This is a genomic window from bacterium, from assembly GCA_030655055.1.
Taxonomy (GTDB): Bacteria; Edwardsbacteria; AC1; order AC1; family EtOH8; genus UBA5202.
The window spans coordinates 1-18,089 of record JAURWH010000083.1; the positions used below are offsets into that span (position 1 = coordinate 1).

Consider the following 18,089-nt stretch of genomic DNA (forward strand, 5'->3'; position numbering starts at 1 on the left):
TTAAGCACCTCTCTCACACTAAGACACAAAGCCGCCAAGGCCTGATTTTATTTCTTTGTGTCCTCCGCGGCTCCGTGTGATGGATAAATTTCTCACACCAAGACACAAAGGTACTAAGGTTATTTTTAATTTCCGTGTTTAAAGGAAATCTTTGTGTTCTCCGTGACTTTGTGTGATAAAACATTCCCTTCGTGTTCTTAGTGACTCCGTGTGATGGGTAAATTTCTCACACCAAGAAACAAAGGCACTAAGGACTATTTAATACTTCCGTTAATTATCCTTGATATTCCGTTTTTCATTAAAGCTTCGCCGAAATTCAACAAATATCCCAGTTTGCACCCAGTTAATCTTAGGTAAGTTAACACTTGTTTTTTGTGCGACTTACTTATTGTTTCTACAGATTTTAACTCGATTATCACTTTATTTTCTATGATCAGGTCTGCCCGGAAACCTTCTTCGAACTTTATTCCCCTGCATTCAATCGGCACGCAGACTTGACGGCTAACGACCAACCCCCTTTTCTCCAACTCATGAGCCATCACCACCTCATACACTGTTTCCAGCAATCCTGGACCAAGTTCTCTATGAACGGCCACTGCGGCATCAACTACTATCTGTCCGATTTCATTTTCATTCATATGTAGAAACCTTTCTCTCACACTAGGACATAAAGACACCAAGGTTATTTAATCTCCGTGTTTTAATTAACTCTTTGTGATCTCCGTGGCTTTGTGTGATGGGCGGGCCTCATTGTCCATTGCGCTTTCTTTCCTTGGGCTTGATGTCAAATCCTATGGCGAACGGGCACAGCACATCGGCCATCTTGGGTTTTAGGGTTTGGGGATCTATGTAATAGGCTGCGACCTTGATGAACCAGCTGTCGGTGGTGCCGGAGAGGGTGCCGTCTTCGTTGTAGCTCCAGTATTTGTCCTTGGCCTTGTCCTTGATCTCCAGCACAATGTATATCTGCCCCGGTTTCATGCCGTCGATGTCTTCTGCGCTAAGGTCGGTGCTGTGCAGTGGGTGGGAATGAAAGTCGCCCACCACATACAGGTTGGGCAGGTTTTTGAAGAAGTTGACGATCCGGGCGTAGGACTTGTCCCGGGCCTTTACCCAGGTGGCATGGCGCTCGGCTTTCTGACAGGCCACGGCGTTGACCACCATGAACATGTCGCCGTCCTTGTGGCCCAGCAGCAGGCCGTAGGATTCCTTTTTATAGACCTCTATGGCCGAGACCAACAGGCCCCAGAAGGCCGATTCATTGATGAATACCTGCATCTACTGCCTATTTACTGTTTGGAATTCTTAATTTGGTATAGTGAATCGTAAACCGTAAATTGTAAATTGTAAATTGTAAATTGAGTTTAACCCGCTTGTTTTTAACGAGTTACCTATTGCAAAAACAACCCTTAAGTATAATATAAAACCGGCCAAAAGTCAATAAAAAAGCCGCTCTGTCAAGCAGAAGCGGCTTTTTGCACTATTTATTTTTGAGGTTGGATCATCTTATGTTCTTCCAATCCAATAACCAGGTTTTTTCCTCAGATGAGCAACGGCAACAATTACAATCTTATCATCTTCTATGCCGTAAAAAATACCATAGGGGAATCTTGGAATAAGGCAACGCCGCAATCCCCCCTCGGTCTGCTCAAACATTTGGGGAAAAGATACAGTCAGTCGAATTGATTGATTAAACTCATCCAAAAATTCACCGCCCAAACCAACCGCCTGTTGCTCATACCACTCAAAAGCTTCATCAAGTTCTGCTTGGGCCAGCGGCAAAAACAGCACCTTCATCACTTTTTATACTTGGCCATCACTTGATCATAGCCTATGGGATCAATCTCTCCCTTTTTATAAGCGCTCCAACGTTCGGCGGCTTCCTTTGCCCAAATTTTGTCAATTTCCGCATCCGGCTTAATGACATCGCGAATCACCCTGTCTATGACGCGCAACTGGTCAATAGGGGAAAGTTTTTCAATTTCCATTACCAATTTAAGCGTAGTATCCATGCTATTTCCTCCTAATTAAAGGCACTTATTACATTCCGACACAAGCAAAATTTACAACGTTAATGATAATAGATTTTACCCGGCAAGTCAAGCCAAAAGTCAATAAAAAAGCCGTTCCGGAAAACTCCGGAACGGCTTTTTTTGCTATTGCCCTTTAGTTGTGGATGTCTATCTCCCGCCAGGATATCTGTTTTAGGCCGATAGAACTGCTGCTGATCTGCTGCATGACGTATTGCAGCATTTCGCTGGAGTACAAAAGGTCACCATTGCCCCTCATGTGCATGCCGCGCCCGGCGCCGGGGGCATTACCAGACACCCCATCATAGTTCACATTATCTCCTTTTATCATCACGGCCCCTAATACCCAGATCTTGTTTGAAACCGCCATTTCTCCATCTACATATAATAACCCCTTAAAACAGCCCGCGCCTACCCCGTCAAACGGACCTCTTACCCATAAAATGCCGCGGCTGGAGTCCGGCAGGTCACTGATGCTTAATTCATTGGCTTTACTTCCGTCCGGGGTCATATCGCCGGTATATTCATAAAACCCGCATCCGTCGGTTATAGAAGCTCCGGCTTTGGTGTTAAATTGCGTGATATTATAGGCCGATCGCATATCGGCCTCGGTGGCAAAGCCCAATGCCTCCCAGATCTCCTTAAATGTTCCGGTATTGCTGTTACCAACCGGGAACCCTAATTCATCACCGCCACCTTTAGGGGGTTCATTGGCATCGCCGGTGGTGGTAATGCCCGGCAGGCACCCGCCCGCAATACAACTGTCAGCCGCATACCCGGCGGCATCCCTATCGCAAACCTCCCAACCGTCATCATGACAGGGATTGCTACTGCCGCCCTGCTTGACCCTTGTTCCGACTGGTGTGGACATTAAATGATTATGCCCGCAAACGGAGAAAGCGCCGGTAGCCCACACCGCCTGATCGCAGGAGACCGCGGCGGTAACGTTTATCTCCACCTTGTTCCTGGTCACCTCCGCTTCCACGCTGCGGCGGACATTGCCCACCATTCCGGTGGAGCGGATCACCCAGATGGGAAAACTGTTATCGTTGGGAGCATTAAAAGGCGGGCCATTGACCAAATGCTGGGTCCCGGTGCCGTAATCGTAGAAAAATATGGCATTACCGGCGGCGTTGGTCTTGTATCTGGCGGTTAAAACGTACTGGGCGTCGGCGCTGTTTATGTCGCTGACGGTATAGCTCAGCTGGTTGGTGGTTCCGGCCAGCAAAGCAGGGTAATACTGGGCATTCCCTTCCGCTGCCGGCAGGTTGGTCTCGTTAAGTATCCTGGCTTCCCAGTCGGCATTTTGGGGCGTATTCTCGGCTATGGCGTTTGCATCGCCGGTTGGCAGGTTCAAACGGGCCGACACTTCGCTGATCCCGGCCTCGGCCAGGTTCAGGGCCTCCACATAGCGCACCTGGTTGCCGCCCATCTTCTGTTCGTTGGTGATGGTCAGCATAAAGCCGGCCACCATCACCGACATTACCAGCAACAGCATTAATGCCATCACCAGGGCAATGCCTTTTTCCTGTTTGTTTGTTTGTGACATGATAGTTACCTCCTGATTTTATGAATTTTGCTTTTTTACTGAGCGTAATAAATTATCAATCTTCCTTCGTTCACCCCGTTCTTGTCGGCCACGGCAATGTCTTTTCTGCCGTCCATGCTGAAATCGGAGATCTTGACCGCAGCCACGGCACCCAGGTAAGCACCACCGGAAGCATCGGAACCGACTTCCGGCAGCACGCCGCCGGAACAGTCAAAGATCAGGGTTTTTCCGGTAAACTCCGAACTGCGCAAGCCCACCACGATGTGGGGAGTGGTGCCGGCCGTGTACCATTTCATCAAAGCCGCATCCAGGCACACCGGTTCGGCGTCATCAAATGGCGCAAAATACGAGCAGACCCTCTGGCTGGTTGCATCAAGCATTCCGAAGTTCAATCCCGAAGCCTCCTGCAGCCAAACCTGCAGCATGCCAACATACTCGTCTGTCCTTACCGCAGCCACGATGTCCTTTTTGCCGTCGTTGTTAATGTCAATGATCTTCAACGCCGTTACCTCGCCCAAGGGGTTTAAGGTGATCTTAGCGCTTAAAAACCACTTGCTGGTCCCGCTGGGCGTCCCGGTCCCGGTGTAAACTATTATGGAACCGGTGCCTGTCCCGTCCCTGGTACCCACCACCAGGTCGGTGCTGGCGGTACCCACGATGTTGGCGGCGTCCAGGGCCAAAACCTCGCCTATGCCGGTCCAACGCTGGCTGGCCCCGGAATCGGGGAATATCCGGGTTTCGCCGTATTTGCCGCTTAGCGATGGTATCTTCAAAGTGTTTATCCACATTTGGAATCCGCCGGTATTGGTAGCGCTGCTGAACCCGGCAATTATGTCGGCATAACCGTCACTGCCAAAATTGGCCACCGCCAGGGCGTTAACTGGATAGGCGCTGTTGCCCCCGGCGATAAGTTTGTACATATAGGGACTGGTGGCTGGCACCGAGTCCATGATCACCGCCGCGCCCACGGAGTCATAGCTAAAACCAGAACTGGCCAGATATTTGCAGGTGTCCATGCTGGGCCATACCGCCACATTGTAAGTAATGCTGGAGGTGTTGCTCAGGCCCAGCACCAGATCCTTGCGGTGGCGGGAATTTTTTACGTTGGCGGTCGTGATCAAATAATTAGACCCTGACTTCGTAATATAAGCCTTATGGTTCATGGTGTCGCTGGCTATGGCCTGGATATTGACGTTGGTGGGAAAACTTTTCTGCTCGTAGGCATATTGATAACGGGTGGTGGAAACATCGCCGAGTTCAAAAAGCTGGGTTACGTCAGCAGTCTGGGTGCCGTCTCTCAAATAGCGTTTGTTGAACCATCCCCGGATGTTGCCGCGTCCGCTTTCGTACTTGGTGCCCAGCACGATGTCGGTATCATTCTTCTCGGTGGCCATGTTGACCTCATATTCCCGGAAATCGTTGACCGTCATGGAAAGCACGTTGGAGGCCGAGAAGGATACCGCCGTAAGTTTCATGTCCCCGAAATTTTTACCGGTTACAACCTGGCCGGTGGTCACAAAGCCGATATCATAACGGTTGGTGGTGGTGGAAAAATAACCCTTGGGATCAATTTCGGTCAGGCTGTAATAACGGTCCGGCAGGGCCGCCACTTTAATGGCAAAGGTGCCATCCGAGGCGGTTAAAGGCAGGGGGTCTATGGGAAGCCATTGTTCGGAAGTAAGGGGGGTGGCCGCAGTGGCCCGGTAGTATACGGCCAACTCTACTCCAGCTATACCGGCTTCGCCGTTATAAGCCCCGTTGCCATCGTCCAAATACACTTTACCCTTAAGCGTGCACTGCCCGGCGGTAACAAACCCGAAATTCATGGTATCAACGGATCCCCCTGAGGTAATGGTAACTGCATGAGCCGGGGGATTGGGTATGGTGGGAGTGTATTCCGGGTCGTGAACTATTACAATGCACTTTACGCTGTCAGTACCCGGCGCCGCCGCGATGCAATAATTCCCGTCGCTGTCAGTATAATCAGTCATTACCGAATTCTTAAGATAAACTGTGCAACCGGGGATGCCCAGTTCCCCGCTACCCTTGATGCCGTTCCCGTCTAAATCTTCAAATACCACCCCGCTTACATAGCCTGGGGTATATGGTTCCAGGGAAAAATTCCGGGTGACATTGGAGGTGGTGGCATCCAGCAAATATGAGAGTTTTGCCGAGTCCACTACACTAAATCCGCTGCCGGTAGAAGTGCAGGTTAAGGTTGGCAGGGTGATTTCTATGGTATGCTTTTTAGCTTCCACGGCAAAGGAGTAATCACCATTGGCATCGGTGTAAACCACCTGTCCATCGGTGCGGTTTTCCACCTTTATATTTGGGATACCGGTTTCTCCGGAGTCATATTTTTGATTGTCATTGCCGTCAATGGCCACCTTGCCGGAAATGACCCGGCCCTCGGTTATTTTTATGTTCCTGGTAATGGTGGTGGTGGTGGCGATCTCCACCTGTTCGTAAACCCCTTTAGAATTGGGGCTCTTGGTGGCAGTGGTTACCGTTATGATAACCCGGGAGATTGATCTTAAGCTTCCGGCCGGAACCGGTGTCAAGTTGTCAATTTCCTCGTCCGACAAAGAGCCGTTATTGTCCGTATCGCCATGCAAAACATCCCCGCCGGCGGTGGATATCCAGTACTGGAACAGCGGCTTTATCACTCCGGCAGCGGGAGCCGGAAAATCGGAACGGGCCAGACCCACCGGCAGTGGATTGCCGCCGTTGCTATTGGCCGTAGCGTTAAAGCCAAAGACCTGGCGGGTAACGGAATACAATTCATCGTTTCGGGTCAGCCTTTCCTCCAGGTCATCTCCCCGGTCGGCAGTGGTCACCGTTTTGTCGTTATTGGAGTCGAAAGTGTACCGGATGGTCTCGGCTCCGTCGGCAAATCCGGCTCCGCCATCGTATAACGGGCTGCCCGAGCCACCGGGCAAAGGCGTGCTTGCAGGGTTTATGGCCGCCGGGCTGCCCGGAGTTCCCGGAACATCGGGATAGGGCGCCAGGTTGGCCGAGATCATGATGTCGTAAGGCGCGGCATAGACTATCGGCGTATGTCCGGCCACGGTGTTGGCCCCGTACCCCGCCGAACGGACGTCATCGCTGATCATGTCCACCAGTATCCGGGCCGTCTGCTGGGCCTCGGAGATCAGCTCGGTGTTCCGCTTGGCTTTCTGGCTGCTCATTACCACCGATACTATGGCCACCACTATAATAGACAGCATGACCATGGTGATCATCAGCTCTATCAGGGTAAAGCCGCGGTCTTTAAGGTTTTTTGTATTCATGGCAGGCGCCTCCGGTTTTGGGGTTTGTTGTGATTGTGCTTTATCTGGTGAAATAGCTGATCATGGTGATGACATCATCGGGTTCCAGATCGGCTTCGTCAGTCCCCGGCTTCATGGAAGTGGTTACCCTTACCATCCGGATCTTGTCTGTCGCGGAAATCGCCCCGCCAGTGGTGCTGGTTACAGTTACCCAGCTTTCGTAACGGGTGTTTCCGCTGGGATTAAAATGGTCGTCATTGACCAAAGCCAGATTGTCAAAACCCATTCTTTTTAAGGTTTCCATCTCCTGCTGGCTGTAATCAACGGCTTTGGTCAATATCCGGTTTGTGGTTATGGTGCGCATGGCCATGGGAACCACCCCGGCCATGGCCATTAAGCCTATTGACAGCACCATAACCGCCACCAAAAGCTCCACCATGGTAAAGCCCCGGTTGGAGCTGGTTCTATTAAAAATATTTGATTTCATTTTTTACTCCTTGCATTAATGCTTTATAACCGACCCGGAAGTGACCACATCCACCCGGGACTTTTCATTGCGGCCGTTCGTCAATCTTATCCCGCCCGGGGTCAACGCTTCGCCCCGGGGCGAAAAAACGACTATCGAAGGGTTGGCATTGGGTATGGAATCATTGGCTATTCCGGTTTCATAACTATGGGTGACTGTCGGCTCGCCGTTGTCTATGGTTTCGTTGGCATTAATATCTTTGACAATGGTATAACTGGTTCCATTGGCGGTGAACCGGGCAATGTAAGGAACTCCCTCGCCTATGGCCCTTACCCTGGCCAGCATCAACTTGCCGCGCAGATCATCGGCCGAATTGTTAAGCCGGGTGGTGGGCAATGACCTCAAAAAATTGGGCACCGAAAAAGCCGCGACCACACCCATTATGATCACCACCACCATCAGCTCGATTAATGTGAACCCTTTTTCTTTCATGGTTTTTATCTCCCTCGCTATTAAATATGCAATGTTTATGCCAAAATTTTAGTTATTTTCTAAACCATTACTGGTCAATCGTTTACATTGATGGAATTAGAATGATGTCTTCAAATAAACCAGCATATATTATTACCCTACGGTAATACTTGGTCGTTTCTGGTCATTATACGAGAAACGACTGAACTCGGCATTATCAAGATAAGTTTTAGTAAAATCTGAGGCTAACCTCAGAAAAAAAATAAATCATGTTAATCCTGTCTTTCCTAAGGTAAAAAGACAGGAATTCACTCCAGATGGTAATCCTTGATCTTCTTCAGCATCACCCGGTAGCTGATCTTTAGCTTGCGGGAAGCTTCGCTTTTGTTTCCCCCGGTCTCCTTCAACATCTCCTTGATCATTTGAGCCTCGGAGGCGGCCGCAGCCCTGGCCGAAACTTCCAGCAGACTCAGGCCTTTTTCGTTCTTGGGAACGCTTTTGCCTTCTGCTGCTGCAATGTTCAGATGCTCGGGCTTGATCAGATTCCCCATGGCCATCACCACCGCCCGTTCCACTGCATTCTCCAGCTCCCTTACATTGCCCGGCCACTGGTAGCCGGTCAAGACATCCAGGCTGGCCTTGCTGAAATGCTTGACCGGGGTTTTGGTCTTTTGGCAGTGTTTTTCGGCAAAATGGTTGGCCAATAAAATGATATCCTCGGGCCGCCGGCGCAGCGGTGGCAGTTCAATGGGAAAGACATTTAGCCGGAAAAACAGGTCCTGCCTGAACTTCCCCGCCTTCACCAGCTGTTCCGGATCCTGGTTGGTGGCCGCTATCAGCCGGATATCAACCTTGAACGGCTTGGTGCCGCCCACCGGGGTGGCCTCCCGCTCCTGCAGTAACCGCAGCAGTTTCACCTGCAACGAAAGGGGAAGCTCTCCGATCTCGTCCAGAAAGAAGGTGCCCCCCTCGGCCGCCTTTAACAGCCCGGGCTTGTCCTTGGAGGCCCCGGTGAAGGCGCCCCGCAAGTAGCCGAAAAGCTCCGACTCCAAAAGCGTCTCCGGCAGGGCCCCGCAGTTTATGGATACAAAAGGTCCCGTGCACCTGGGGCTCTGTCGGTGGATTGCCCTGGCGATGAGCTCCTTGCCGGTGCCGGATTCCCCGGTGATCAGCGCCGTGCTCTCGGTCTTGGCCACCTTCTTAGCCATCTCCAGTATATCTGTCATGGCCTGGGAGGCATGGATGATCGAATGTTTCCCCGCTTCCGGCGCCCCGGCCGGTTGGTAGCTTAGATACTGCCCCATGTCCTCCACCGCCCGCTCGATCTCGGCCACATGTTTTTGCCACTGGCCGGGCTGGGCCAGGGCGGCGCAGGCCGGATCTTTTAAGGCCGCTATCTCGGGCGTGATCCTTTGCAGCAGTTTTTGGGAAGCCTGGGCCATCAGCAGGGCGCTGTCGTAAAGCCGGCCCTGTTCCTCCATGTTTTTGATCTCGGTGATGTCCGTCACCGCTATGATTCTTCCGGAGCTTTGTCCGGCAGGACCGGTAAGATCAAACAATTCGGCCTGAAGGTAGCGCTGGCCGTATTTAGGGTGTCTGGCTTCCCACACCTGCGGCTTTTTGCTTTCGATCAGACCAGGGAGGTTGTTTTCCTTAAGCCATCGTAAGATCTGGGCGGGCTCTTCCCCTCCGGCCAGTTGGGCCGCCGCCCGGTTGAACGAGGTTACTTCCCCGTTCCTTTCAAGCGTGATCAGGGCCTTGTCGATGCTGTCCACGATCTGCTTTTTTATCAGCTCGCTCTGCTCGGCCCGGTCGCGGGCATTGTCGTAAAGTTTCTGCAGGGTTTGGCCCCTGGCCTTCAGCTGTTCTATCATTTGATCATAGGTTTTCACCACCAGGTCCACGTCGGAGCCGGACTGGCCGGAAGGCACCTGGCCCAGACTGCTGCGGGCGCTTTGGGCCATCTGCCTAAAAGGCGAAAAGATGCTCCTGAGGTAGAAAAGCCCTATGATCAATATCAACCCGAATCCTATGGCTCCGGCCAGCACCTGGACATTTGCCGCCTTGGAAAGGGAAAAATCTTCGCCGGCCGGATATTCCAGAGCAATGAGGTTCGGGCCTTCCCCTGTTTTATAAAAGGCGGTAAAATACAAAAGCCCCAGCCTTTGGTAGGCGGGGGAAATGGCCACTCCGTTCTTACTGTACGAGACGGACGACGGCATAATGGTTGAAGATCTTTCGTATGTCCCAGGTTCCAGGTTCCAGGGCTGGTATTTGTCATATTTAAAGACCAGCCTGCCGCCGGCATCCAGCAGGCCGATGCTGACCAGGCCGGTCTTTTGGGCCAGGTTCTGCCAGGAGGACCAAAGCGAATCCTTTGGCAGACCATTGGTCCTTGACAGTTCGGCCTGGGCCAAACCGCCCAATAATTCCATTTGGCTGAGCTGGATCGAGTCCATCCGGGATTTTGTTTTATATACCAGCCAAATCCCCGACAGGTTAATGACCAAAAGCACCAGCACGATCAAAAAACCGGCCAGCTTGGTCTCTAACTCGTATCTCTGCCATCTGTTACTCATGGGTAATAGTCTACCATAACAATTTTACGGTGTCAACTGGATTTTTGAAAAATGATTATCCAACCAGCTCAGAAAACATGTAGACAATAGGTGCCGACCCAGGTTGTCGCGTTAAAACGATCAGTGAGCACCGCAGTTGATGGCGGAAAAAGCTTGTCTGGCCTGTTTGAGGGCTTGGCCAAAGCCCGAGTTCAGACAAGCCCGTCATCAACGAGAAGCGCAACGCCCGGAGAGTTTTAAGCGACGAGCTTTTTCTTTTGGTTCTTTGCTTTTTGGCGGTACAAAAAGAAAAGAACATAACTGGGTAAAATCTGCGTTTTTACCATATCCACCATATTCTTTCTACTTTTCCGGAGCAAGTTAGACAGGCATTTTTTAAACAACGGAGCGCCGCTTAATTAAAAGCGGCGCTCTGTTTGGAATCGAATTGCTTGTTATTTATCAGTCCTTGTTTGGACAATCAGGATTGTTCTTCATCTGGCGGCGCATTCCGCGGTGCTCGGCCTTCAGCTTCTTCTGCTGGTCGGCGGTCAAAACCTTACGCAATTCCAGCATATGCTCGGTCTTGGCGTCATGCAGCTTGTTCATCAGGGACTTCATCTCGCCGGATTTCTTGCGGATCTCGCTGTCGGTGGCATTGCCTTCCATGATGTCCTGGTATTCCATCCGGGAGATCTTCATCTCTGCTTCCAGTTTCACCATCTCCTTGCGGTGTTTTAAGGACAGCTGGTCGATCTTTTCCGTCTGCTCGGAGGTCAAACCCAGGTTCTTGGCGATCTCCGGGTTCTCCCACCATTGGCCCTGTCCCATTCCCATTCCGGGATTTCCACAATCCTTCATTCCGCCCTGTTCCATCATGGCTCCGCCTTTGGGGCCGTCTCCCTTGCCCTGCCCCATGGGGCACTGGGCCAGGGCCACGCCGGCTGCTATCAGCAGGACGGCGGCCAGGGTAAGTGTCTTTTTCATTCTTTTACTCCTTTTGATTTTGTTTTTGTTTTTTGGACTTTTAATATCAACCCGCGCGGTAAATATTATTTAGCTGATCTTTGATAGTTCTAGTTTCTGCCGCTGCCCGAACCATTGCCCTGTCCCTGCCGGCATCCCGATCCGCCGCCCTGGGGAGCCATGTTCCCGCTGCAATCGCCGGTCTGCTTTTTGGCCCGGGTGCGGGTCTGTTTCTTGGCCTGCTCCTTTTTCTGGACCTTGCACTGGTCACAGACGCCGTTGCCGTCCTCGTCCTTGTACTGGGACTTGGTCTGGGTCTGCTCCTGGTTCCGGATCTTCTGTCCCTGGCCGGAATCCGCCGGAGTTCCGCTTTGAGCCCAGGCCAACGGGGCCATCAGGGCTGCCATTGCCAGCGCCAGGGTAAGTTTGTGAAGGGTTCTCACGTTTCTCCTTTATATTCTGTTGTTAATTACTCTTGGTTGGGGCAATTCACGTGTCCGACGAAGCATAACGGTTGTATGCGTAGTAGGATGAATTGCCCTTACATTACTCATTGCCCGTACCGTCTCATCTTTTTCTGCCGGATGTCACGCACCATGTCCCTGATCTCTTCATCAAATTTCTGGATGAACACCATCATCTTTGCCTGCTGTTTTACCGTCAATATCCCGGCGGCATAAGTTTTAAAAGCCTTCATCCTCTGCCATCTTTCGGCCTCGTTGTTCTCGATCTGGGCAATCTTGGCCTTTAGCTCCTGCTCTTTGCCCCCGGCGCTAAGCAGGCTGTCCAGCTGGCCGATGTACTTTTGCCTGGTTTTCCCCATCTGCATCAGGCCGTCTTCCAGCTGTTTGTGCTTGGGGAAAAATTCGGCGATCTGTTTGTCGGTCAGTTCCAAGGCCTCCGTCATCCTGGTGATCCGCACCGCCTCCAGCATCTTGCGTTCTTTATCCCAGGGCGGGCAGGGTTCTTCGCAGGCTCCCGGGCCGCCGCCGTTCATCATCCCGGGCGGCGGGGGCATCATTCCGTCCTGCGGCCCGGGCTGGGCCCAGGCTGAGGCGGAGATCAGCAGGATCAAGACTGCCGCCAGCATACTTATTTTCTTCATTTTATATGGTCCTTTCTTTGGCTGATATTTGTTCCAGCACGTCTTTCCACTCTTCATCATTTAGGTCCTGGGTGGCGCTCTGGTAATCGTCCTGGTCGCTGGTGCTGTAGTCCAACAGGACTTCGCTGCCGTAGGTCTGGAGGCTGGGGGAAAGCCCGTCATTTTGACCGGCCTGGCTCAGCACCTCGTCCACCCTTTCCCAGCCGTAATCGTCTATGCCCCATTCCGAGGCGGCTTTGGCCAGATTGTTGTTGGCGCTGATCCCCGTTCCCAACTGCCAGGCAAACAAGAGCATCACCGCGGTCATGGCCCCGGAAAGGGTTCCCCAGTAGATCCAGCCCCTTTGCCACCAGGAGACCGGCTTGGCTCTTAAACTTTCCGCCACCACCACCGGAAGGTTGATGAAGAACCTGTCTTCCGGCATCTCCACTTCCCAACTATGGGCCAGCTGCAGCAGTTTTGCGGCGGTGTCTTCAGTGTGAATTATTTTGGTTTCGTTTTTCATTTTATATTTTCAGATCAGATCTTTTAAGCTTATTTTCAATTTTTCCACCGCCTGGTGGTAGTTGGCTTTGACGCTGCCCTCTGTCCTTCCGGTCATTTTGGCAATTTCCTCGTGCTTGAAACCCTCGTATTGGTGCATCACGAAGACCATTTTCTGTTTGTAGGGCAGTTCGCTTACCGCCTTCTTGACCGCCCTGACCTTGTCGCTGTCCTGCCCGTCCGGGGCCGAAGGTTCCGGGATCTCGTCCAGCGATATTGAGCTGAAAACCTCTTTCTTGCGCCAGCTGGAGCCCAGGTTAATGGCTATCCGGTACAGCCAGGTTTTGACCTCGGATTGCCCCCTAAAGCCGTCCAGCCCCTTGTAAGCCCTGATGAACACCTCCTGGGTAAGGTCCTTGGCATCCTCAACATTGCCGGTCAGCCGGTAACACAGGCGGTAGATGGCCTGGCTGTTGGACGCTATAACCTCTTTGAGATCATATGATTGAGGCCTGTTTTTTATGTCGTTTTGAGTCTGATCGATCATCTGCTTACAAAGTATTAGACTGCTGAAGGTGTGAAAAGGTTTATTATTGGGAAACAAAAAACGCCCCGCACAAAACGGGGCGTTTTAAAGAATGTCTGATTAGAACTTGAAGGAAACGCCGGCTGCCAGGTAGTATGGATACCCCAGCCGGGCGGTGCCTACCATGGTCGGGCTGAAATCATAGTTGCATCCCAAGGCTCCGCCGAAGAACATGGCGCTGCCGGACACATCGTAGTTATACCAATCGCCATAGCCGGCAGCATACTCAACATCCATGGAAACAATATCATACCCCATCACTGCGCCAACGAACGGATCAAACTTTTCGCCGGGCTTGAAGTGGTAATTGCCCTGGGCGCCTATCGCTATATAGGTATAGGTATATTCAGCCCAGTAGTAGTCCTCAGACTGCGAGGACCAGCCAAGGATGGCGCCGCCGCTGATCTTCTCGTGGAACCCGTATTCGAACTGTCCGCCAAGCATCAGATCGTGCCAGCCAAGACCAACCAGCGGGCCGACGTATTTGGTGCCCATTTTGTAGCCCTCGGCTGAGGCCATGCCGGCCATCACCGCCACCAGCAATAATACCACTGCCAGTTTCTTCATGCCTGTTTCTCCTTTTAGTTAATTATGGTTTGTGGACTTATTTTCGTTTTACACTTGATAGTTTATACCAACTGGCGGTAAAAGTCAAGACTATGGCCTCAAAATACAAAAATAATAATAACTAGTCAGACCTTGATTGTAAAGGATATGTTTGCCAACCGTATTGCCACGACCTTCAGGTCGTGGTATGCAATTATATTAAATCCGGTGGGCTTTAGCCCCAGAGAAGTTCAGAATATGGATTCGTAATCTGGGGTTGAAACCCCAAGAGATTTTTTCCGATCCTTCTGCCACGTGCTAAAGCTCGTGGCAATGGAAATAGAATAATTAGCATAAAAAAAGATGTCATTTTTCCACTACCTGAACAGTTACAAAAAATAAAATGGGCAGTTCCCCATAACAGGAAACTGCCCAGGACAAAGTGCTAACGGATCTTCTTCTTGTGCCGGTTGGCGCGGAGCCTCTTCTTGCGCTTGTGGGTGGCCATCTTGTGTCCTTTTTTCTTTTTACCGCAGGGCATAAAAAACCTTTCTTCCTCTGTATTCTAAAATGAATTTATTTTTGCATTACCATGGCTTTGAGTTCGTTGGAGGCCTGGAAGACCGGTGTCAGCCGGGCCGGTATCTGCACCGTCTCTGTTGGCCGCCGGGGATTGCGTGCCAGCCTGGGTTTGCGCTCCTTGATCTTGAAGCGGCCAAATCCCCTGATCTCGATGTTCTTGCCTTCGGACAGCGTCTGCATGATGGAATCCAAAAACGAATCGACAATGATCTTGGCATCGCGCTGGGTAAAACCTGTTTTGTCGCAGACTATCTTCACCAGGTCGGCCTTAGTCATGAAATTTCCTCCTTTTGGTGCGCTGTATGGATATTATAAGCGGAATGATATATCAGTGACAACTCCCGCAGTTATGCGAGGAGCAGCTGTGGCATCCGGACTTGGAAGACGAGGAAACAAAACCGCTCTGGCTCTTGCAGCCGAAGGCTGAAAAAAGTTTTTCCACCTCGGCGCTTTGGCATTCCGGGCACTTGGGATCAGGATCGGAAGCCCGCATTAACTGGTCAAATTTGTGCTGACACTGCCGGCACTCGAATTCGTATATCGGCATATTATTATAATACAACGAATTAGGGAATTTGTCAATATGTTTTTTTATAAATTTCAAATATTTAGCAGGAACCCCGCCGGGGAGATATACCACTTTGCCCACGAAACCTACAAAAATATTTTTCATAGGACACGGATTTTTAGATACTTTCCCCTCAAAACAATAAAAGACTAAAGATCTTACGATTCACAAATTACGAATAACAATTAACTAACAAAGCGCTTCCAGCATTTTAAGGGCATGGCTCTGGGGGAAGTCAACTTTATGTTTGAACTCCACTATCTGCAGGCTTTCCCCGGGCTCGGGCATTCCCCTTTCGCCCTGATGCGCTGATATCAGGCAGGGCACCTTCAGCAGACAGGCCAGCGAGAACAGATCGTTCTTGACGCCGATGAAGGCCTTGGCAAAGGACAGGGCATCGGCCAGCTCCACTGTGGACAGCGAGTTCAGCAGCAGGACGCCGGAAGGGTTGGCGGACTGGAGCTCGGGGCCGGCATTTATCAGCATCAGTTTAAGGCTGGAATGCTTTTGGGCCTGACGCAGGAAATTTTCCAGGGATTGCCTTTTGAAAGCCGCCGCATCCAGGGCGATCAGCTGCTGGCCTTTTTGCAGGCCCTCCACCCGCAGACGCTCCTTGAACTCGCGCCGGCCTTCGGCGTCCACCAGCTTCGGCCAGACTATGGGATGACCGGCCGCCTCCAGCCCCAAGAACCCCAGCATGGCAAAATTGCGCCGGGCCTCGTCGGCCGGAAGGTTCTCCTGGCGGATCATCACGTTCTTGAAGGGATAGCCGTCCTTGGAGAAGGCCCCGCAGCGCAGGCCGGGGACGGTCTGGTAAAATAGGTAGTCCGTCAGCGGGCAGTCCCGGTAATTCAGATTAAGCAGCAGGTCAAAGCGCCGGGACTTGATCAGCCCTTTAAGCCGCTTGAACTCGGCGCTGCCCCGGCCCTTTAACAACTGGGGCCGGTAGTCTATGATCTCGTCCACCTCGTCGTCAAAATGCCACAGGCTGCGGCGGCCTTCGTCCAGCATCAGCGACAGCAGGCTGTCGGCATAGTGTTTGCGCAAAGCCCGGATGGCCGGCAGGGACCACAGCACCTCTCCTTCGGCCTGGGCCGGAAAGATCAGCACCCGCTTGGGCCGGCTGATATGCTTGGCCAGAGGCAGCTGGGGCGGTTTCCCGAACCTCCGGGAAAGATCTATGGACAGGTCGGTGTAAAGTCCCACTTGTTTGTTTTCCTGTTAGTATTTTTTAACCACTAAGACACAAAGACACGAAGATTATATTTATACAGGGCCCAATTGATCGCCAAGATTATTGTCCCTGACCAATATAAATAATTTTAACGCATGGACCAAATCCAGCCTGCTGATCCGCTCCTATAAAGATTACCGTTTATTCCCCTTTGTGCCTTTGTGTCTTTGTGGCTGAGCCCCAACTTTCTTCTGGCGCCGGTCCTCAAAGGCCAGCTTCATCACCTGGTCCACCGTTTCGGCGTAATGGAACTGGAGTTTCTTCTTGACGTAATCCGGGACCTCCTCCAGGTCCTTCTGGTTCTGCTTGGGGATGATAACCTCTTTGATACCGGCCCGCTGGGCGGCGATCACTTTTTCCTTGATCCCCCCCACCGGCATCACCTTGCCCCGCAGGGTTATCTCTCCGGTCATGGCCAGGTAGTGCTTGACCGGTCGGTTGGACAACAGCGAGACCAGCGAAGCGGCCAGGGTCACCCCGGCCGAGGGTCCGTCCTTGGGAATGGCCCCCGATGGAATGTGGATGTGAATGTCGTAGCGGTCAAAGAATTTGGGGTCCACCTGGTATTTGGCGGCGTTGGATCGGACATAGGACAGGGCGGCCATGGCCGATTCCTTCATCACCTCGCCCAGGCTGCCGGTCAGCTGCATGCCCTTCTTGCCCGGCATCTTGGTGGATTCGATGAACAGGATCTCCCCGCCCACCGAGGTCCAGGCCAGGCCGGTGGCCACCCCCACTTCGCCGGCCCGCTCGGCCAGCTCGGGAAAAATCTTCTGGGGGCCCAGCAGGTCCGGCAGCACCGCCGGGGTTATCACCCGCTTCTTGTCCTTGCCCGAGGCCACGTCCTTGGCTATCTTGCGGCAGACCGAGGCGATCTCCCGCTCCAGGTTGCGGACCCCGGACTCGCGGGTGTATTCGGAGATGATCTTCCTGATGGTGGTTTCCGGGATCTCTATCTGCTCCGGCTTAAGCCCGTTCTCCTTGATCTGGCGGGGCACCAGGTAATTGACGGCGATCTGCAGTTTTTCCTCTTCGATGTATCCGGAAAGCTCCAGCACCTCCATCCGGTCCTTCAGGGCCGAGGGAATGGGATCGGTGATGTTGGCGGTGGTGATAAACATCACCTTGGACAGGTCGAACGGCACGTCCAGATAATGGTCGGCAAAGGAAAAATTCTGCTCGGGGTCAAGCACCTCAAGCAGGGCCGCCGCCGGGTCGCCCCTGAAGTCCTGGCCGATCTTGTCCACCTCGTCCAGCATGAAAACCGGATTGTTGGAGCCGCAGGATTTAAGCCCCTGGATCACCCGGCCCGGCATGGAGCCGATGTAGGTGCGGCGGAAGCCCCGGATCTCGGCCTCGTCCCGCACCCCGCCCAGCGACATCCGGTAGAATTTGCGGCCCAGGGCCCGGGCGATGGAACGGCCCAAGCTGGTCTTGCCCACGCCCGGCGGCCCCACAAAGCAGAGGATGGGCCCCTTGGCGTCGTTCTTCAGCTTGCGCACCGCCAGGTACTCCACGATCCGGTCCTTGACCTTGACCAGGTCGTAGTGATCCTGGTCCAGTATCTTGCGGGCTTCTATGATATCCATGTTGTCCACGGTGGACTTGGTCCAGGGAAGATTCAGCATCCAGTCTATGTAGGTGCGGGAGACGGTGTACTCCGCAGCGTGGGGAGG

General features: G+C 52.4%; 20 protein-coding genes. 1 reads left to right on the top strand and 19 read right to left on the bottom strand.

Annotated elements, in window-relative coordinates; translation table 11 throughout:
• Window positions 1-254 precede the first annotated feature (254 nt).
• The 9 genes from Q7U71_03600 to Q7U71_03640 form a co-directional block, all read right to left on the bottom strand.
• Window positions 255-638, bottom strand: a complete 384-nt coding sequence (locus Q7U71_03600) for a GxxExxY protein (GenBank protein ID MDO9390841.1) — start codon at window positions 636-638, stop codon at window positions 255-257.
• Window positions 639-747: 109 nt separating this feature from the next.
• On the bottom strand, window positions 748-1,278 hold the full coding sequence (locus tag Q7U71_03605; GenBank protein MDO9390842.1) for a Mov34/MPN/PAD-1 family protein: 531 nt from the start codon (window positions 1,276-1,278) through the stop codon (window positions 748-750).
• Window positions 1,279-1,506: 228 nt separating this feature from the next.
• Window positions 1,507-1,797 carry a type II toxin-antitoxin system RelE/ParE family toxin gene (locus Q7U71_03610; GenBank protein MDO9390843.1) on the bottom strand — a complete coding sequence of 97 codons (291 nt, stop codon included), beginning with the start codon at window positions 1,795-1,797 and terminating at the stop codon, window positions 1,507-1,509.
• Window positions 1,797-2,012, bottom strand: a complete 216-nt coding sequence (locus tag Q7U71_03615; protein MDO9390844.1) for an addiction module protein — start codon at window positions 2,010-2,012, stop codon at window positions 1,797-1,799. The genes Q7U71_03610 and Q7U71_03615 overlap by 1 nt, the downstream gene beginning before the upstream one ends.
• 154 nt (window positions 2,013-2,166) lie before the next feature.
• Window positions 2,167-3,579 carry a PilX N-terminal domain-containing pilus assembly protein gene (locus Q7U71_03620; GenBank protein MDO9390845.1) on the bottom strand — a complete coding sequence of 471 codons (1,413 nt, stop codon included), beginning with the start codon at window positions 3,577-3,579 and terminating at the stop codon, window positions 2,167-2,169.
• Window positions 3,580-3,614: 35 nt separating this feature from the next.
• Entirely contained in the window at window positions 3,615-6,869 is a 3,255-nt protein-coding gene (locus Q7U71_03625) for a prepilin-type N-terminal cleavage/methylation domain-containing protein (protein ID MDO9390846.1), read from the bottom strand.
• Between the two features lie 40 nt (window positions 6,870-6,909).
• Complete coding sequence (locus Q7U71_03630) at window positions 6,910-7,335, bottom strand: prepilin-type N-terminal cleavage/methylation domain-containing protein (GenBank protein MDO9390847.1); 426 nt, start codon at window positions 7,333-7,335, stop codon at window positions 6,910-6,912.
• A gap of 15 nt (window positions 7,336-7,350) precedes the next feature.
• Window positions 7,351-7,806 carry a GspH/FimT family protein gene (locus tag Q7U71_03635; protein ID MDO9390848.1) on the bottom strand — a complete coding sequence of 152 codons (456 nt, stop codon included), beginning with the start codon at window positions 7,804-7,806 and terminating at the stop codon, window positions 7,351-7,353.
• 287 nt (window positions 7,807-8,093) lie between these two features.
• Window positions 8,094-10,364, bottom strand: a complete 2,271-nt coding sequence (locus tag Q7U71_03640) for a sigma 54-interacting transcriptional regulator (protein ID MDO9390849.1) — start codon at window positions 10,362-10,364, stop codon at window positions 8,094-8,096.
• A 139-nt stretch (window positions 10,365-10,503) separates the two neighbouring features.
• On the opposite strand from Q7U71_03640, the gene Q7U71_03645 reads away from it, so the two are divergent.
• Window positions 10,504-10,728: a hypothetical protein gene (locus Q7U71_03645; GenBank protein MDO9390850.1), complete on the top strand. Its 225-nt coding sequence runs from the start codon at window positions 10,504-10,506 to the stop codon at window positions 10,726-10,728.
• Between the two features lie 77 nt (window positions 10,729-10,805).
• On the opposite strand, the gene Q7U71_03650 is transcribed toward Q7U71_03645, so the two are convergent.
• From Q7U71_03650 to lon, 10 genes are all read right to left on the bottom strand, one after another.
• Entirely contained in the window at window positions 10,806-11,330 is a 525-nt protein-coding gene (locus Q7U71_03650; protein ID MDO9390851.1) for a Spy/CpxP family protein refolding chaperone, read from the bottom strand.
• An 89-nt stretch (window positions 11,331-11,419) separates the two neighbouring features.
• Window positions 11,420-11,752 carry a hypothetical protein gene (locus tag Q7U71_03655; protein ID MDO9390852.1) on the bottom strand — a complete coding sequence of 111 codons (333 nt, stop codon included), beginning with the start codon at window positions 11,750-11,752 and terminating at the stop codon, window positions 11,420-11,422.
• A gap of 107 nt (window positions 11,753-11,859) precedes the next feature.
• Window positions 11,860-12,414 carry a hypothetical protein gene (locus Q7U71_03660; protein MDO9390853.1) on the bottom strand — a complete coding sequence of 185 codons (555 nt, stop codon included), beginning with the start codon at window positions 12,412-12,414 and terminating at the stop codon, window positions 11,860-11,862.
• Between the two features lies 1 nt (window position 12,415).
• Complete coding sequence (locus Q7U71_03665) at window positions 12,416-12,919, bottom strand: hypothetical protein (protein MDO9390854.1); 504 nt, start codon at window positions 12,917-12,919, stop codon at window positions 12,416-12,418.
• A 9-nt stretch (window positions 12,920-12,928) separates the two neighbouring features.
• Window positions 12,929-13,444, bottom strand: coding sequence for an RNA polymerase sigma factor (locus Q7U71_03670; protein MDO9390855.1), 516 nt, complete (start codon window positions 13,442-13,444; stop codon window positions 12,929-12,931).
• A gap of 99 nt (window positions 13,445-13,543) precedes the next feature.
• Window positions 13,544-14,050: a hypothetical protein gene (locus Q7U71_03675; protein ID MDO9390856.1), complete on the bottom strand. Its 507-nt coding sequence runs from the start codon at window positions 14,048-14,050 to the stop codon at window positions 13,544-13,546.
• A gap of 555 nt (window positions 14,051-14,605) precedes the next feature.
• Window positions 14,606-14,887, bottom strand: coding sequence for an HU family DNA-binding protein (locus tag Q7U71_03680; GenBank protein MDO9390857.1), 282 nt, complete (start codon window positions 14,885-14,887; stop codon window positions 14,606-14,608).
• A 52-nt stretch (window positions 14,888-14,939) separates the two neighbouring features.
• The gene (locus Q7U71_03685; protein ID MDO9390858.1) at window positions 14,940-15,158 is read right to left on the bottom strand and encodes a zinc ribbon domain-containing protein; all 219 of its coding nucleotides are present in this window, start codon (window positions 15,156-15,158) and stop codon (window positions 14,940-14,942) included.
• A 210-nt stretch (window positions 15,159-15,368) separates the two neighbouring features.
• Complete coding sequence (locus tag Q7U71_03690; protein ID MDO9390859.1) at window positions 15,369-16,385, bottom strand: hypothetical protein; 1,017 nt, start codon at window positions 16,383-16,385, stop codon at window positions 15,369-15,371.
• A gap of 162 nt (window positions 16,386-16,547) precedes the next feature.
• Window positions 16,548-18,089: endopeptidase La (gene lon / locus Q7U71_03695; GenBank protein MDO9390860.1), on the bottom strand; the 1,542-nt coding region annotated here is incomplete at its 5' end.

What these genes read in the sequence shown, in the direction of transcription:
- Q7U71_03600 (MDO9390841.1), bottom strand. Translation starts at nt 638, where the DNA reads ATGAATGAAAATGAAATCGGACAGATAGTAGTTGATGCCGCAGTGGCC.
- Q7U71_03605 (MDO9390842.1), bottom strand. Translation starts at nt 1,278, where the DNA reads ATGCAGGTATTCATCAATGAATCGGCCTTCTGGGGCCTGTTGGTCTCG.
- Q7U71_03610 (MDO9390843.1), bottom strand. Translation starts at nt 1,797, where the DNA reads ATGAAGGTGCTGTTTTTGCCGCTGGCCCAAGCAGAACTTGATGAAGCT.
- Q7U71_03615 (MDO9390844.1), bottom strand. Translation starts at nt 2,012, where the DNA reads ATGGATACTACGCTTAAATTGGTAATGGAAATTGAAAAACTTTCCCCT.
- Q7U71_03620 (MDO9390845.1), bottom strand. Translation starts at nt 3,579, where the DNA reads ATGTCACAAACAAACAAACAGGAAAAAGGCATTGCCCTGGTGATGGCA.
- Q7U71_03625 (MDO9390846.1), bottom strand. Translation starts at nt 6,869, where the DNA reads ATGAATACAAAAAACCTTAAAGACCGCGGCTTTACCCTGATAGAGCTG.
- Q7U71_03630 (MDO9390847.1), bottom strand. Translation starts at nt 7,335, where the DNA reads ATGAAATCAAATATTTTTAATAGAACCAGCTCCAACCGGGGCTTTACC.
- Q7U71_03635 (MDO9390848.1), bottom strand. Translation starts at nt 7,806, where the DNA reads ATGAAAGAAAAAGGGTTCACATTAATCGAGCTGATGGTGGTGGTGATC.
- Q7U71_03640 (MDO9390849.1), bottom strand. Translation starts at nt 10,364, where the DNA reads ATGAGTAACAGATGGCAGAGATACGAGTTAGAGACCAAGCTGGCCGGT.
- Q7U71_03645 (MDO9390850.1), top strand. Translation starts at nt 10,504, where the DNA reads ATGGCGGAAAAAGCTTGTCTGGCCTGTTTGAGGGCTTGGCCAAAGCCC.
- Q7U71_03650 (MDO9390851.1), bottom strand. Translation starts at nt 11,330, where the DNA reads ATGAAAAAGACACTTACCCTGGCCGCCGTCCTGCTGATAGCAGCCGGC.
- Q7U71_03660 (MDO9390853.1), bottom strand. Translation starts at nt 12,414, where the DNA reads ATGAAGAAAATAAGTATGCTGGCGGCAGTCTTGATCCTGCTGATCTCC.
- Q7U71_03665 (MDO9390854.1), bottom strand. Translation starts at nt 12,919, where the DNA reads ATGAAAAACGAAACCAAAATAATTCACACTGAAGACACCGCCGCAAAA.
- Q7U71_03670 (MDO9390855.1), bottom strand. Translation starts at nt 13,444, where the DNA reads ATGATCGATCAGACTCAAAACGACATAAAAAACAGGCCTCAATCATAT.
- Q7U71_03675 (MDO9390856.1), bottom strand. Translation starts at nt 14,050, where the DNA reads ATGAAGAAACTGGCAGTGGTATTATTGCTGGTGGCGGTGATGGCCGGC.
- Q7U71_03680 (MDO9390857.1), bottom strand. Translation starts at nt 14,887, where the DNA reads ATGACTAAGGCCGACCTGGTGAAGATAGTCTGCGACAAAACAGGTTTT.
- Q7U71_03685 (MDO9390858.1), bottom strand. Translation starts at nt 15,158, where the DNA reads ATGCCGATATACGAATTCGAGTGCCGGCAGTGTCAGCACAAATTTGAC.